At 69.0% G+C, this 15688-nt stretch carries 12 protein-coding genes; 4 read left to right on the forward strand and 8 right to left on the reverse strand.

What is annotated here, in order from left to right; genetic code table 11:
- Positions 1-273 precede the first annotated feature (273 nt).
- From ACWDEX_RS17765 to thyX, 3 genes are all read right to left on the reverse strand, one after another.
- Complete coding sequence (locus ACWDEX_RS17765; protein ID WP_450464430.1) at positions 274-1959, reverse strand: ribonuclease J; 1686 nt, start codon at positions 1957-1959, stop codon at positions 274-276.
- A gap of 127 nt (positions 1960-2086) precedes the next feature.
- Positions 2087-2986, reverse strand: coding sequence for a 4-hydroxy-tetrahydrodipicolinate synthase (gene dapA, locus ACWDEX_RS17770; RefSeq protein WP_450464432.1), 900 nt, complete (start codon positions 2984-2986; stop codon positions 2087-2089).
- A 210-nt stretch (positions 2987-3196) separates the two neighbouring features.
- Positions 3197-3937 (reverse strand): FAD-dependent thymidylate synthase, encoded by a 741-nt coding sequence (thyX, locus tag ACWDEX_RS17775; RefSeq protein WP_450464434.1) that lies wholly within the window; start codon positions 3935-3937, stop codon positions 3197-3199.
- Between the two features lie 263 nt (positions 3938-4200).
- Here thyX and ACWDEX_RS17780 point away from each other — a divergent pair, with 263 nt between their 5' ends.
- Both ACWDEX_RS17780 and ACWDEX_RS17785 read left to right on the forward strand, forming a co-directional pair.
- On the forward strand, positions 4201-4437 hold the full coding sequence (locus ACWDEX_RS17780) for a hypothetical protein (RefSeq protein ID WP_450464435.1): 237 nt from the start codon (positions 4201-4203) through the stop codon (positions 4435-4437).
- A gap of 89 nt (positions 4438-4526) precedes the next feature.
- Entirely contained in the window at positions 4527-5084 is a 558-nt protein-coding gene (locus ACWDEX_RS17785) for a hypothetical protein (RefSeq protein ID WP_450464437.1), read from the forward strand.
- Positions 5085-5219: 135 nt separating this feature from the next.
- Here ACWDEX_RS17785 and ACWDEX_RS17790 read toward each other — a convergent pair whose 3' ends face one another.
- From ACWDEX_RS17790 to rpsO, 5 genes are all read right to left on the reverse strand, one after another.
- Entirely contained in the window at positions 5220-5672 is a 453-nt protein-coding gene (locus ACWDEX_RS17790) for a hypothetical protein (protein ID WP_450464438.1), read from the reverse strand.
- 5 nt (positions 5673-5677) lie between these two features.
- A complete protein-coding gene (gene dapB, locus ACWDEX_RS17795; protein ID WP_450464440.1) occupies positions 5678-6430 on the reverse strand; it encodes a 4-hydroxy-tetrahydrodipicolinate reductase in 753 nt (250 codons plus the stop codon).
- Positions 6431-6463: 33 nt separating this feature from the next.
- The gene (locus ACWDEX_RS17800) at positions 6464-7843 is read right to left on the reverse strand and encodes a M16 family metallopeptidase (RefSeq protein ID WP_450464441.1); all 1380 of its coding nucleotides are present in this window, start codon (positions 7841-7843) and stop codon (positions 6464-6466) included.
- Positions 7840-10053 carry a polyribonucleotide nucleotidyltransferase gene (locus ACWDEX_RS17805; protein WP_450464443.1) on the reverse strand — a complete coding sequence of 738 codons (2214 nt, stop codon included), beginning with the start codon at positions 10051-10053 and terminating at the stop codon, positions 7840-7842. Before ACWDEX_RS17805 ends, ACWDEX_RS17800 begins: the two co-directional genes overlap by 4 nt.
- A 318-nt stretch (positions 10054-10371) precedes the next feature.
- Entirely contained in the window at positions 10372-10662 is a 291-nt protein-coding gene (gene rpsO, locus ACWDEX_RS17810; RefSeq protein ID WP_450464445.1) for a 30S ribosomal protein S15, read from the reverse strand.
- A gap of 877 nt (positions 10663-11539) precedes the next feature.
- On the opposite strand from rpsO, the gene ACWDEX_RS17815 reads away from it, so the two are divergent.
- The gene (locus ACWDEX_RS17815) at positions 11540-11836 is read left to right on the forward strand and encodes a DUF397 domain-containing protein (protein ID WP_450464446.1); all 297 of its coding nucleotides are present in this window, start codon (positions 11540-11542) and stop codon (positions 11834-11836) included.
- Positions 11837-12249: 413 nt separating this feature from the next.
- Complete coding sequence (locus tag ACWDEX_RS17820; protein WP_450464447.1) at positions 12250-15648, forward strand: SCO5717 family growth-regulating ATPase; 3399 nt, start codon at positions 12250-12252, stop codon at positions 15646-15648.
- Positions 15649-15688: the final 40 nt, after the last annotated feature.

Genomic DNA, 15688 nt, shown 5'->3' on the forward strand with positions numbered 1-15688 from the left:
CTTCCCTTCGGTGTTTCCGACTCTATCAGATCTTTTCTCGACCCGATTTCCTCGGTGCTTTCCAGGTTCCCGCTCTCGCGTTTCCCTTTCCGGCGAATCCGACTTTATCAGAGATTCTGAGTCGGCATTTCCATCCCGCTGAGGTTTGCTCCTGACGCGCGGATGCGCCGGGTTCCCCTGCTGGCGGAGCCGTAAACGTACTGGAGCGGGGCGCCCCGATGCAAATCGGGGCGCCCCGCTCCGGTTACAGCCGTGTCCGGGCTTGACGGGCCCTCAGACCTCAACCACCACGGGCAGGATCATCGGCCTGCGCCGATACGTGTCCGAGACCCACTTGCCCAGGGTCCGGCGCATCAGCTGTTGCAGCTGGTGGGGTTCGACGACCCCGTCCTGCGCCGACTTCTCCAACACTTCCGTGACCTTGGGGAGCACAGCGGCGAAGGCCGAGTCGTCGATGCCCGAGCCACGGGCCTGGACATGGGGACCGCCGGTGATCTTGCCTGTCGACGAGTCCACCACGACGAAGACCGAGATGATGCCCTCGTCGCCGAGGATCTTGCGGTCCTTGAGCGCGGGCTCGCCGACGTCGCCGACCGACAAACCGTCGACGTACACGTAACCGGCCTGGACCTTGCCGGAGATCTTCGCCTTGCCCTCGATGAGGTCGACGGCGATGCCGTCCTCGGCGATGACGATCCGGTCGTGCGGGACACCAGTCAGGGCCCCGAGTTCCGCGTTCGCCCGCAGATGGCGCCACTCGCCGTGAACCGGCATCAGGTTCCTCGGCCGACAGATGTTGTAGAAGTACAGCAGTTCGCCCGCGGACGCGTGGCCCGAGACGTGCACCTTGGCATTGCCCTTGTGCACGACGTTCGCGCCCCAACGGGTGAGGCCGTTGATCACGCGGTACACCGCGTTCTCGTTGCCGGGGATCAGCGACGACGCCAGGATCACGGTGTCGCCCTCGACGATACGGATCTGGTGGTCCCTGTTTGCCATACGGGACAGGGCTGCCATCGGCTCACCCTGGGAACCCGTGCAGACGAGGACCACTTGTTCGTCCGGCAGGTCGTCAAGGGTCCTCACGTCCACGACCAGGCCGGGCGGGACCCTCAGGTAGCCCAGATCCCTCGCGATGCCCATGTTGCGGACCATCGAACGACCGACGAAGGCCACCCGGCGACCGTACTCGTGAGCCGCGTCCAGAATCTGCTGGATCCGGTGGACGTGGCTGGCGAAACTCGCCACGATGATCCGCTTGCGGGCACTCGCGAACACCTGACGCAGGACGTTGGAGATGTCTCGCTCGTGGGGGGTGAACCCGGGGACCTCGGCGTTGGTGGAGTCGGTGAGGAGAAGGTCGATGCCCTCCTCACTCAGACGTGCGAACGCGTGGAGGTCCGTCAGCCGGTTGTCCAGCGGCAACTGGTCCATCTTGAAGTCGCCCGTGTGGACCACCATGCCGGCGGGGGTGCGGATGGCGACCGCGAGGGCGTCCGGGATGGAGTGGTTGACCGCGATGAATTCGCAGTCGAAGGGGCCGACGCGCTCGCGCTGCCCCTCGGCGACCTCCAGGGTGTACGGGCGGATGCGGTGCTCCTGGAGCTTGGCCTCGATCAGTGCGAGGGTCAGCTTGGAGCCGATCAGCGGGATGTCGGGCTTCTCCCGCAGCAGGAACGGGACGGCGCCGATGTGGTCCTCGTGCCCGTGGGTGAGCACGATGCCCTCGACATCGTCGAGACGGCCGCGGATGGACGAGAAGTCCGGCAGGATCAGGTCGATTCCGGGCTGCTCCTCTTCGGGGAAGAGCACTCCGCAGTCGACGATCAGCAGGCGGCCGCCGTACTCGAAGACGGTCATGTTCCGGCCGATCTCCCCGAGGCCGCCGAGTGGGGTGACCCTCAGGCCGCCTTCGGGGAGCTTCGGCGGCGGTCCGAGTTCTGGATGCGGATGACTCAAAAGACTCTCCTCACGATGCGCGCCACGTACCTGTAGGGCACGCGGCGCGCATGACGTTCGTGCAAAAGCAGTTGTCGGTGTGGGGTGCAGGCACCTGTGTCCTGCCTATTCAGTTGTGAAGTCTTTGTCAGAGCTGTACCCCGCCAGCCGCAAGATCGATCTTGAGCTGGGCGGTCTCCTCCGGAGAGAGCTCGACCATGGGTGCGCGCAGCGGTCCGGCGGGCCGGCCCTGGAGGGCGAGGGCGGCCTTGGTGGTCATGACGCCCTGGGTGCGGAACATGCCGGTGAACACCGGGAGCAGCTTCTGGTGAATTTCCAGGGCCTTGTGGACGTCGCCGCTCACATAGGCCTCGGCCATGGCGCGCAACTCGGGCGTGACGACGTGGCCGACGACCGAGACGAAGCCGACCGCTCCCACGGAGAGCAGCGGCAGATTGAGCATGTCGTCGCCCGAGTACCAGGCAAGGCCGGACTGGGCGATGGCCCAGCTGGCGCGGCCGAGGTCACCCTTGGCGTCCTTGTTGGCGACTATCCGCGGGTGCTCCGCCAGGCGGACGATGGTCTCGGTGTTGATCGGGACACCGCTGCGGCCCGGGATGTCGTAGAGCATGACCGGCAGCTCGGTGGCGTCGGCGATGGCCGTGAAGTGCCGGTAGAGGCCCTCCTGCGGGGGCTTGTTGTAGTACGGCGTGACGGTCAGCAGACCGTGTGCTCCGGCCTTCTGTGCCGCGCGCGCCAGTTCGATGCTGTGGCGGGTGTCGTTAGTGCCGACACCGGCGACGATGTGGGCGCGATCGCCGACCGCCTCCAGGACGGCTCGTACGAGCTCCGATTTCTCCGCGTCGCTGGTGGTCGGGGACTCGCCGGTGGTGCCATTGACGATCAGGCCGTCGTTGCCCGCGTCCACCAGGTGGGTGGCGAGTCGCTGCGCGCCGTCGAGGTCAAGTGCGCCGTCCGCCGTGAAGGGCGTGACCATGGCGGTGAGGATCCGCCCGAAGGGGATCTGCGGAGTGGAGGTCGGAGCCATGGGTAACACGCTACTCGTTGCCCCGTGTGCGGTCTTCCCTCGGGGGGCGGGAAAAGTCCGGACAAAGATGGAACCCGGCACTGCCTGCTCGGGGGTTCAAGCAGTGCCGGGTCCGTTCGATCAGGCTAGATGAACTTCTGGAAATGCCGCAATACGGACACTTCACTCGGCTCACCGTGCATCTCCGTCCGGCCGGAGTGCGGGTGTGCGCTACGGCGCCACACGGCCGTTGGCATTGAAGGCGGCGTACGTGAGCGGCATGAGCCTGGCCCACTCGGCCTCCATCTTCTCGCCGACCATCTCGATCTCCCGCTGCGGGAAGGACGGGACCTTCGCGAGTTCGTGCTGGGTGCGCAGGCCGAGGAAATGCATCAGAGAGCGGGCGTTGCAGGTCGCGTACATCGAGGAGAACAGACCGACCGGCAGGACCGAACGGGCGACCTCGCGAGCGACGCCTGCGGCGAGCATCTCCTGATACGCCTCGTACGCGTGTACGTACGCGTCCTCCATCACGCGCCCCGCCAGCTCCTGCTGGGCCTGGGTGCCCTCGACGAACCGGTACTTGCCCGGACGGCCCTCCTGGACGAGCTTGCGGGACGCGTCGGGGACGTAGAAGACCGGCTCGAGCTCCCGGTACCGGCCCGACTCCTCGTTGTACGACCAGCCCACGCGGTGCCGCATGAACTCTCGGAAGACGAAGATCGGGGCGCTGATGAAGAACGTCATCGAGTTGTGCTCGAAGGGACTGCCGTGCCGGTCCCGCATCAGGTAGTTGATCAGACCCTTGGAGCGCTCGGGGTCCTTCTTCAGCTCGTCCAGGGACTGCTCACCGGCCGTGGAGACGCGGGCGGCCCACAGCACGTCGGAGTCGGCCGCGCTGTGCTTGACCAGTTCGACGGTGACGTCACTGCGGAAGCTGGGCTTGAGGTCGTCGGCGGGGGTGTCGGTCACGGTGCAGGAGGTCCTTCCCATCACAGGCTCGGGCGGCGCCCACTCTACGGCCCGGCACTGACAACGGGGCGTTCGGTACCGGGCCGCGACATTCGTTCGCGAACTTCTGCGAATTCGGCGAAACAGGGCACCTTCCGCATCGATCGCTCGTCTGTCTTGGTGACAACGACTTGTTCCAGTGCCGCGGCAGGCGACGTTCGCCCCGTCGGCACCGGCCTCCCAGATCCCCGCCCGTTTCGAGACCCAGAGGAGAAGCGCTCCCCATGTTCCGTCGGCGCGAGCCCGTACCGTTCGCCTTCCTCGCCGAAGCCGACTCCTTCCGCAGCAATGTCACTCCGCCGCCGCGCGAGCGTGCGTCCGCAGCTCAGAAGGCGACACGCTGGTTGATGGGGCTCACCATCGTCGGGGGGCTCGTGGGCGCCCTGATCATAGGGATGCCCTCCATGTCCCATCAGTCGCCCGCGGCGACGCAGCACTCCGAGGCCTCCGACGGACGCTGAGGCCCCCTTGGGCCCCCGAGGGTGGTGAGCTGGGACATGGCTCGGTAGCCTCACCGGGCACAGCCCCAAGGACCGAGTGAGGATCAGTCGTGCCCCTGCCCTTTCTGACGGCCGACCCTGCGTCCGACCAGGTAGCGGATGATCTCCCGCTGCCCTACGACGACCATGACCGCTGGCGGCGCCCCTACCGCCCCGGTCCGTGGCGCGTGGGCGCTGCGGCGATACTGCTCCTGATCGCGTCGTACGTGTTGTTCGCGGCCGTCATCATCGCGCTCACCGGCACACCGTCCAGCGCCGGCACGGTCTTCGGCATCGCGCTGGTCCTCATCGTCGGCGCCCTGCGGATGCTCCGCATGGGTGTGTGGGTGAGCGCTCAAGGGCTGCGCCGGGTGGGCTTCTTCAGGACGCTTACGACGTCCTGGCAGAAGGCGGACTCGGTACGGACGGTGCAGCAGCCGGTGCGCTGGCTCGGACTGCCGCGCACAGTACAGGGACAGGCGCTGGTCCTGGTACGCAAGGGTCGTGCGCCCGAGGACATGCCGCCGCTGCTGACCACACACAATGCCGACTTCCTCGCCCGCCCGCAGGCCTTCGACCGGGCGGCGGACGCGGTCGAGGCCTGGGCCGCGGAGTACCACCGGGACTGACGCGGTACGACGAAGGGGCCGCCTCGTTCACGTTCGGCGAGGCGGCCCCTTGCTCGTCCTTGCGCGCCGTTCGTCCCTACGGACCGGGCCGGAGCGTCGGCGCGCATCGTCGGCCGGGCCCGGGACGGGCGATGGTCAGGACGTGACCGTGCCGGCGTCGTGCAGGGCGATCGCCCGCTGCATCGCCTTGCGGGCGCGGGGCGTGTCCCGCGCGTCGTGGTAGGCGATCGCCAGGCGGAACCAGCTGCGCCAGTCGTCCGGGGCGTCCTCTGTCTCCGCCTTGCGCCTGGCGAAGACCTCATCGGCCGAGTCGCGGTCGATCCGGCCGCTGGGCGAACGCCTCAGCTCGTCGACGGGCAGGCCGCCCTCGGCGTCCAGCTCGGCGGCGAGTCGGTTGGCCTTGCGGACGAACTGCGTGTTCTTCCAGAGGAACCAGACGCCGATGACCGGCAGGATCAGCACCGCGATACCGAAGGTGACGGTGATCGCGGTGCCGTGCTGGATCAGGAGCACACCGCGGCTGCCGACCAGGACGAAGTAGACGACCAGGACGCCGGCCGTGACGGCGTAGGTGATCTTCGCGCGCATCGTGGCTACTTCAGATCCAGGAAGTGCTCGAGGCCGAAGGTGAGGCCCGGAGTGGTCACGACGCGGCGGACACCGAGCAGGATGCCCGGCATGAAGCTGCTGTGGTGCAGCGAGTCGTGGCGGATGGTGAGGGTCTCACCCTCGCCACCGAGCAGCACCTCCTGGTGGGCGAGCAGACCACGCAGGCGGACCGAGTGCACCGGGACGCCGTCGACGTTCGCGCCGCGGGCGCCGTCCAGGGCGGTCACCGTGGCATCGGGCTGCGGATCGCTGCCGGCCTTCCGGCGGGCGTCGGCGATGAGCTGGGCGGTGCGCGTGGCGGTGCCGCTGGGGGCGTCCGCCTTCTTCGGGTGGTGTAGCTCGATCACCTCGACGGACTCGAAGTAGGGGGCGGCCACCTCGGCGAACTTCATGGTCAGCACGGCGCCGATGGAGAAGTTCGGAGCGATGAGGGCGCCCGTCTCCGGGGACAGCGCGAGCCAACCCTTCAACTGAGCAAGGCGCTCGTCGGTCCAGCCCGTCGTGCCGACCACGGCGTGGATGCCGTGCCGGACGCAGAAGTCGAGGTTCCCCATCACCGAGGCCGGGGTCGTCAGCTCGACCGCCACCTCGGCGCCGGTTTCGACGAGGGTCTCCAGTTTGTCGCCCCTGCCGAGGGCGGCGACCAGTTCCATGTCCTCGGCGGCCTCGACGGCCCGTACCGCCTCCGAACCGATCCGGCCCTGGGCCCCGAGGACCGCCACGCGCAGCTTGCTCATGTTCCTGATTCCTTGGTCGAACGTGTCGAGGACTTATGCGACCGCGTCGTGCAGACGGGACGCCTGCCTGTCCTTGAGCGGGCCGATCACCGAAAGCGAGGGACGCTGGCCCAGGATCTCGCGGGCCACGGACCGGACGTCGTCCGGGGTGACCGCGGCTATCCGGGACAGCATGTCATCTACGGACATCTGGTCGCCCCAGCACAGCTCGCTCTTGCCGATACGGTTCATCAGCGCACCCGTGTCCTCGAGGCCGAGAACGGTGGAGCCCCTCAGCTGACCGATCGCGCGAGCGATCTCGTCATCCGGCAGGCCGTGCTCGGCGACGTGGTCCAGCTCGTCGCGGCAGATCTTGAGCACGTCGTGCACCTGGCTCGGGCGGCAGCCGGCGTACACACCGAAGAGGCCACAGTCGGCGAAGCCCGAGGTGTACGAGTACACGCTGTACGCGAGGCCCCGCTTCTCCCTCACCTCCTGGAAGAGGCGCGACGACATGCCGCCGCCGAGAGCGGTGTTGAGGACGCCCAGCGCCCAGCGGCGCTCGTCGGTACGGGCCAGGCTGGGCATACCGAGGACGACATGCGCCTGCTCGGTCTTGCGGCCCAGCAACTCCACGCGGCCGGCGGTACGGATGGCACGGCGGCCGACGCGCGGGGCGATGGGCGTGGCGTCCAGCCGCTTGAGGGCACCGGCCTTCTCGAAGGCGGCACGCACCTGGCGTACGACCTTGTGGTGGTCGACGTTGCCGGCGCAGGCGACCACCAGGTGAGTGGGGTCGTAGTGCTTGCGGTAGAAGCGGCGGATGCGGTCGGCGGTGAGGGCGTTGACCGTGTCGACCGTACCGAGGACCGGGCGGCCGAGCGGGGTGTCGCCGAGCATCGTGTGCGCGAACAGGTCGTGCACACAGTCGCCAGGATCGTCCTCCGTCATCGCGATCTCTTCGAGGATCGCGCCGCGCTCCACGTCGACGTCCTCCTCGCGGATGAGCGAGCCGGTGAGCATGTCGCAGACGACGTCGATGGCGAGCGGCAGGTCGGTGTCGAGCACACGCGCGTAATAGCACGTGTACTCCTTCGCCGTGAACGCGTTCATCTCGCCGCCGACCGCGTCGATCGCGGCGGAGATGTCCAGCGCGCTGCGGCGTGAGGTGCCCTTGAAGAGCAGATGCTCCAGGTAGTGCGTGGCGCCGTTCAGGGACGGCGTCTCGTCGCGCGAGCCGACGTGCGCCCAGATGCCGAAGGTGGCGGAACGGACGGAGGGCAGGGTTTCCGTGACGATGCGCAGACCACCGGGGAGGGTGGTCTTACGGACGGTGCCGATGCCGTTCTCGCCCTTGATGAGGGTTTGGGTACGGGCGACGGCCCGCCCCTCCGAAGAGGTGCGGGCCGTCGCCTTGAAGCCACGGGACGTCACTTGTCGGTGTCGTCCTTCGCCTCGTCGCCCTCGCCCTCGATCACGGGGATGAGGGAGAGCTTGCCGCGGGAGTCGATCTCGGCGATCTCGACCTGGACCTTCTGGCCCACGCCGACCACGTCCTCGACGTTCTCCACGCGCTTGCCGCCGGCGAGCTTGCGGATCTGCGAGATGTGCAGCAGGCCGTCCTTGCCCGGCAGCAGGGAGACGAACGCGCCGAAGGTGGTCGTCTTGACGACCGTGCCCAGGTAGCGCTCGCCGACCTCCGGCATGGTCGGGTTGGCGATGCCGTTGATCGTGGCGCGGGCGGCCTCGGCGGAGGGGCCGTCGGCGGCACCGATGTAGATCGTGCCGTCGTCCTCGATCGTGATGTCGGCGCCGGTGTCCTCCTGGATCTGGTTGATCATCTTGCCCTTGGGGCCGATGACCTCGCCGATCTTGTCGACCGGAATCTTGACGGTGATGATCCGCGGGGCGTTCGGGGACATCGCGTCGGGCCGGTCGATGGCCTCCGTCATCACGTCGAGGATGTGGAGGCGGGCGTCGCGGGCCTGCTTGAGGGCCGCGGCCAGGACGGAGGCCGGGATGCCGTCCAGCTTGGTGTCGAGCTGGAGGGCGGTGACGAACTCCTTGGTACCGGCGACCTTGAAGTCCATGTCGCCGAAGGCGTCCTCGGCGCCGAGGATGTCGGTCAGCGTCACGTAGTGCGTCTCGCCCTCGATCTCCTGGGAGATCAGGCCCATGGCGATACCGGCGACGGGGGCCTTGAGTGGCACACCGGCGTTCAGCAGCGACATTGTGGAGGCGCAGACGGAGCCCATGGACGTCGAGCCGTTGGAGCCGAGGGCTTCGGAGACCTGGCGGATCGCGTACGGGAACTCTTCGCGCGTGGGCAGCACCGGCACGAGGGCACGCTCGGCCAGCGCGCCGTGACCGATCTCGCGGCGCTTGGGGGAGCCGACGCGGCCGGTCTCACCGGTGGAGTACGGCGGGAAGTTGTAGTTGTGCATGTAGCGCTTGCGGGTCACCGGGGAGAGGGTGTCCAGCTGCTGCTCCATGCGGAGCATGTTCAGCGTGGTGACGCCCAGGATCTGGGTCTCGCCACGCTCGAACAGGGCCGAACCGTGAACCCGCGGAATGGCCTCGACCTCGGCGGCCAGCGTGCGGATGTCGGTGACACCGCGGCCGTCGATGCGCTTCTTCTCCTTGATGACGCGCTCACGGACCAGGGTCTTGGTCAGCGAGCGGTACGCGGCGGAGATCTCCTTCTCGCGGCCCTCGAACTCCGGCAGGAGCTTCTCGGCGGCGAGCTGCTTGACGCGGTCCAGCTCGGACTCGCGCTCCTGCTTGCCGGCGATGGTGAGCGCCTGGGCCAGCTCGGGGCGGACGGCGGCGGTCAGCGCCTCCAGGACGTCGTCCTGGTAGTCGAGGAAGATCGGGAACTCGGCGGTCGGCTTGGCGGCCTTCGCGGCGAGGTCCGCCTGGGCCTTGCAGAGCACCTTGATGAAGGGCTTCGCGGCCTCCAGACCGGCGGCGACGACCTCCTCGGTGGGCGCCTCGGAGCCGCCCTCGACAAGCTTGATGGTCTTCTCGGTGGCCTCGGCCTCGACCATCATGATCGCGACGTCGCCGTCCTCAAGGACGCGACCGGCGACGACCATGTCGAACGCGGCGTCCTCGAGCTCGGAGTGCGTCGGGAAGGCGACCCACTGGCCGTTGATCAGCGCGACGCGGACGCCGCCGATCGGGCCGGAGAAGGGCAGACCGGCCAGCTGCGTGGACGCGGAGGCGGCGTTGATCGCCACGACGTCGTACAGGTGGTCGGGGTTGAGCGCCATGATCGTGGCGACGACCTGGATCTCGTTGCGCAGGCCCTTCTTGAAGGACGGGCGCAGCGGACGGTCGATGAGCCGGCAGGTCAGGATGGCGTCCTCGGAGGGGCGACCCTCGCGGCGGAAGAAGGAGCCGGGGATCTTCCCGGCGGCGTACATCCGCTCCTCGACGTCGACCGTCAGCGGGAAGAAGTCGAGCTGGTCCTTGGGGTTCTTGGACGCGGTGGTGGCCGACAGGACCATCGTGTTGTCGTCCAGGTACGCCACGGCGGAACCGGCGGCCTGCTTGGCCAGACGGCCCGTCTCGAAGCGGATGGTACGGGTGCCGAAGGAGCCGTTGTCGATGACGGCCTCGGCGTAGTGGGTCTCGTTCTCCACTAGCTTTTTCTCCTCGTCTTCGTCCCGGCTGCCCGTGTGGCAGCGGGACGGTGGCGGAGAAGCGCTCTGCGGGCCGGTCTTCGATCGAAGCACCCGGGGATCAATTCCCCCGGGGGCCACTACCGAGGACCGGCGGCTGCGCGGTGCGCTCCTCCTCGTTCGGTGTGTGCGACGGCACCTGGCGTGCCCAGGTGCTGTCACACTGCGTCGTACGTATGGCGTTCTGCTACCACATTACAAAGCCGCGGTGACAGTCCGCACGTACAGCAAAAGGGAGCGGCCCCCTATCGCGTGGGAACCGCTCCCCTTCACGGCGTCTTACTTGGCGCCGCCGGCCGCACCGCGGCGGATGCCGAGGCGGTCGACCAGCGCACGGAAGCGCTGGATGTCCTTCTTGGCCAGGTACTGCAGCAGGCGGCGACGCTGACCGACCAGGATCAGCAGACCACGGCGGGAGTGGTGGTCGTGCTTGTGGGTCTTGAGGTGCTCGGTCAGGTCCGAGATGCGGCGGGACAGCAGCGCGACCTGGACCTCGGGGGAGCCGGTGTCACCCTCCTTGGTACCGAAATCGGCGATGATCTGCTTCTTCGTAGCGGCGTCGAGCGACACGCGTACTCCTCGTGATCTTCTGGTGGCCTCCGAGTGCCCCTGGTCTGCTTCTCAGGGGAGCTTCCGTGACTCGGGAGGCGGGGATCCGCTGGGCGCGACCTCCAGATTCCCGCTGCGGCCCTTTCGGGCTCGGGTGGGGTCCGGGGGTGCGTACACGAACGGCCGTCACACAGGCTACCAGCCTGGGCGGAGGTGCCTGGCCGGCCGGTCGCTCGCCGACCCCTCGCACGCCGGCGATCTCCTGGGCGCGACTCGGCGCTGCCGACGCCGCCAGCCACCTGTATCGGGTCCTTGGCGTGATCGTCGTCCGGCATGAGCTCCCGCTTCGCGAGGAAGACGCGGTCCCGGTCGATGACGGTGTCCGTATTCCAAGGAGTGCTCAGCTCGTACCGGTCATCGCTCGCAAGGGTGAAAAGAGGAATGGTGTCTCCTTCCGGTGCGCGAGTTCCGGAGGACGACCGCGCTCAGGCCGACCCGCCCGCGGTCGGCCGGTACACCGGAAGCCGGCCTCCGCTCATCCGCAGCGGGTGAATGGGGTCCTGTTTCCCGTCCCTCGAGTTACACAGAAGGAGGTTCCGGAGACTCTCGGCAAGCGAAGCCCCCCGGAGAGGCCTCGCCATCAGGTCAGAGCGACGGCCGCGGGCGGAGAGCGTCGTCGAGGCCGACAGAACGGTCGCCCCTGTCTTCTGCGCGGATGAGAAGACCACGCCACCCTCTGTGCCGTGTCTCTCACGTGATATTGGGCGTCGGCCTGGCCCACGACAGGGGGACCCGGGTGCGGGGGCCTGGATCCGGGTCCTACACCCCGCAGCGACAGGCTTGCCCAAGTACTGTGAACGGGTAGCTCGTTCGTACATCGTGAAGGGACCCGTCCACCATGGCCGATGCGCTGGACAAGGAACTCAGGGAACGCAAGGAGCGCGAGAAGGACGAGCTCTACGCCCTGGACATCTCGGGGGTCGAGTGGCACAGCGCACCGGGTACCGAGGAGCACGAGGAACGGGTCGAGATCGCCTATCTGCCGGACGGCGCCGTCGCCATGAGGTCGTCGCTCGATCCGGACACCGTGCTTCGGTACACGGAGGCGGAGTGGCGGGCGTTCGTACTCGGAGCGCGGGACGGGGAGTTCGACCTGGAGCCGGCGCCGCACAACGGCGGGCTCGCTGCGGAGTGATGTGAGACGGAACGGGGTGCCACTCGTATGTGACGCCCCCTTCTCACGTCGCACCGGCACTGGCGTTGCTCGCGGGGAAGCTGCGGATGACTCGCTGCGGCAAGCATCAACTGGGCTGATGCACACGGGCGTTGGTGCAAGTGGCACGGATGGTGGGCGCGGGGCTTCCCGGTTCGACCACGATCAACTACCCACGGTGTGACGCGATACCCAAGCCTGGAGCGGTCAACGGGCCTGCCCTGGAAACACGCTTGGTGACTAGGCTGGGACTGGGCGCTCCACGAGATCCGATGACGGTCCGTCGGCGCCCTGGGGGACAGCCGGGCGGAATCGGACGGCGTCGGACGGTTTCGTACAACGAAAGCGGTCGCCCCAGCACGGCATGAGGGTGCTCGACCACACCAGGAGGAACTGTGAACAGCGATCGGAACGGGATCCGCGGGGGCTGGGCTTCACCCGACGATGACCAGTCCGACGCCGAGTCCGCCATGGAGATGACGGGCGAGTTCACCATCGACTACGCGCCGCCCGCCTGGTACACGCAGAACGCGTCCGGGGCGTCGGCGGACCAGTCCTCGACGGGCACGGAGAGCGAGGCTGCAGCCACTCCCGATCCCGCGCCGCCGGCACCCGCCGTGGGCGGGGACGAACCCGCGCCGGTCGTTCCGGCGCCGGTCGGAAACCCCGGCGATGTGCCGAACTCCGCGTTCGGCGAGGGTTCGCCGGCGTGGAGGCTGTCGGCCGACGTACCCGCGGCCGAGCCGTCCAATGGAGACCTGGCGAGCGGCGCCACCATGCGGTTCTCCCGGTCCGCCCTCAAGCGTGAGTTCGAGCAATTGGCTGCCGCGAGGAATGCGGCCGAGGGCGTCGACGCGGCGTCGGCCGAGGGCGCACGGGAGACGGAAACCTCCGAAGACGACGGCGACTTCGAGTTGAGCGCGCCCTCCGCGGACACCGCAGCTACGGCCTCGGGTGATGAGGCTTCGGAGGCCGACACGGGCGGTGGCGCCGCCGAGAGCGACCTGGACCCCGCCGCCCTGGACACGAGCGGTGCGGTCGGCGACGCGGGTGCTGCCGCCCCGGAGGGTGCGAGTGAGAAGGAGGGCGCGCCCGCTGGGGATTCCGCGTCCCAGGGGGTGACGGTTCCGCCGACCGCGGACCCGGCCCCGGCAGCCGCGGAGCCCACGTCCGCCGGCACCGAGGCCTCGCCCCGGCCGTCGGACTCCGCGCCCGAGTCCCCGTCCTTCACCTCCCCGGCGCCGGAATCCGCGCCTTCCGAGTCCCTGGTCTCCGAGCCCTCTGAGCCTCTGTCGTCGACCTCCGAGTCTCTGTCCTCGACCTCCGAGCCCTCTGAGCGCCCGTCTTCGGACTTCGCGTCCCCTGAGCCCCCGTCTTCGGACTTCGCGTCCCCTGACGTCCCTTCCGCCGAGTCGGACTCAGCGGCCCGGAGTACGAAGGAAGCGGATGCCGAGGAGGCCACCGACGAGAGCACGGTGCCTGCGGACGCCAAGCCCGCGGATGCCGAGCCCGCGGATGCCGTACCCGCTGACGCCGAGTCCACCGACGCAGTACCCGCTGACGCGGCCACCGGTGCGCCCAGAGCCCCGGAGGCTGTGGATGCCTCCGGGAGCGAACAGTCGCCAGGCTGGGCCCCGCCGCCGGTGCCGCAGAGCACGGTCCCGCCGTTGCCGCCCGCCTACCAGCCGGCCGCTCCGACTCCGGCGGCGCAGTGGCCTGCCACCCCCCAGCCCGCCGATGCCGCTCCCGCAGCGGCCGCGCAAGGTGAGGCGCCTGCTCAACCACCCGTACCGCCCCAGCGGCAGCCGTTCCAGCCGCAGGCACCGCAGCCCGCCCCGGCCGCCTGGAACCAAGCCGCGCCGAGCGGGCCCGCCGACGCACCGCAGCCCGGTTACGGCTTCCCACAGCCCAACACCACCGCGCCGCAGCCCGGTTACGGCATCCCACAGCCCAACACCACCGCGCCGCAGCCCGGTTACGGCATCCCACAGCCCGACGCCGTCACTCCCCCGACGTCCAACCCCCCTGCACCCCAGCCCGGTTACGGCTTCCCACAAGCCAACGGGCCCGTACCCCAACAGAGCGGCTACGGCTTCCCACAGCAGACCGCCCCGGCCCCGGCTCCGCACCCCCAGGCGTCCACCCCGACCACCCCCGCTCCGCAGCCCCAAGCACCCACCCCGAGCCCGACCCCTCAGGTGTCACAGCCTGCGGCCCCCGCTCCCACACCGCACCCCGCCCAGCCGCAGCCCCCGGCCCCCCAGGCCGACTACGGATTCCCACCGCAGGCCGCGCCCAACTCCCCGGTCCAGCCGGGCGGTTATGGATTCCCTCAGCCCCCCGCGCAGCCGCAACCCCCGATCGACCCTCGAGCGGGCACCGCATGGCCGCAGCCCGTGCAGCACGACCAGCGGCAGCCGACCAACCCCGGTGCCGCACCGATCGGTTACACCGCCGCGGTGGAGCTGTCCTCCGACCGGCTGCTCAACAACAAGAAGCAGAAGGCGAAGAGCAACCGTCCGGTCGGTGGCGGCCGGTTCAAGTTCGGCGCCAAGAAGGAGGAAGCCGAGCGGCAGCGGAAGCTGGACCTGATCCGGACACCGGTGCTGTCGTGCTACCGGATCGCCGTCATCAGTCTCAAGGGCGGTGTCGGCAAGACCACCACGACCACCGCGCTGGGCGCCACGCTCGCCACCGAACGGCAGGACAAGATCCTCGCGATCGACGCCAACCCCGACGCGGGTACGCTCGGCCGCCGCGTGCGCCGCGAGACCGGGGCCACCATCCGTGACCTGGTCCAGGCGATCCCGTACCTCAACTCCTACATGGACATCCGGCGGTTCACCTCGCAGGCGCCCTCCGGCCTGGAGATCATCGCCAACGACGTCGACCCGGCCGTCTCCACGACCTTCAACGACGAGGACTACCGGCGCGCGATCGACGTGCTCGGCAGGCAGTACCCGATCATCCTGACCGACTCGGGCACTGGTCTGCTGTACAGCGCGATGCGTGGAGTGCTCGACCTCGCCGACCAGCTCATCATCATCTCCACGCCGTCGGTCGACGGTGCGAGCAGTGCGAGCACCACGCTGGACTGGCTGTCCGCGCACGGGTACGCGGACCTCGTCTCGCGCTCCATCACCGTCATCTCCGGGGTCCGCGAGACCGGAAAGATGATCAAGGTGGAGGACATCGTCGCGCACTTCGAGACCCGGTGTCGCGGTGTCATGGTCGTACCGTTCGACGAGCACCTGGCGGCGGGCGCGGAGGTCGACCTCGACATGATGCGGCCGAAGGTGCGCGAGGCGTACTTCACGCTGGCCGCGATGGTCGCCGAGGACATCGTGCGCCACCAGCAGTCGCACGGCCTGTGGACATCGGACGGCAACCCGCCCCCGGTCGCCGCCCCGCCGCTGCCGGGCCAGCCTCTCCCGGGCCAGATCCCCAGTCAGCCCATGGCCGGACAGGTCCCTGGCCAGCCCATGCCCGGCCACGTCCTGGGCCAGCCCATGCCCGGACAGGTCCCAGGCCAGCAGATCCCTGCTCAGCACGCCCCCGGCCAGGTTCCGCAGCCGCCGCAACACGCACAGGCACACCCGCAGCCGGGCCAGCAGCCCTATCCGCAGCCCGGGTCTCACCCCGGCGTGCCACAGCAGCCACAGCAGCCGGGCCAGCAGCCCCCGGCCCACCCGGCGCAGCCCCAGCCCGGACACCCGTACCCGCAGGCCCAGCAGCCCTATCCGCCGCAGCCGCAGCCGGGTCAGGCCCCGCCTCCGCCGCCGTCCCAGCAGTAGCTCACAGAAACGGGGCGGCCCGCACCTGATGGCGCGAGCC

This window comes from Streptomyces sp. NPDC001020 (genome assembly GCF_053599115.1).

Coding starts and splice junctions, on each gene's coding strand:
- dapA (WP_450464432.1), bottom strand. CDS start 2,986: ATGGCTCCGACCTCCACTCCGCAGATCCCCTTCGGGCGGATCCTCACC.
- ACWDEX_RS17780 (WP_450464435.1), top strand. CDS start 4,201: ATGTTCCGTCGGCGCGAGCCCGTACCGTTCGCCTTCCTCGCCGAAGCC.
- ACWDEX_RS17790 (WP_450464438.1), bottom strand. CDS start 5,672: ATGCGCGCGAAGATCACCTACGCCGTCACGGCCGGCGTCCTGGTCGTC.
- dapB (WP_450464440.1), bottom strand. CDS start 6,430: ATGAGCAAGCTGCGCGTGGCGGTCCTCGGGGCCCAGGGCCGGATCGGT.
- ACWDEX_RS17815 (WP_450464446.1), top strand. CDS start 11,540: ATGGCCGATGCGCTGGACAAGGAACTCAGGGAACGCAAGGAGCGCGAG.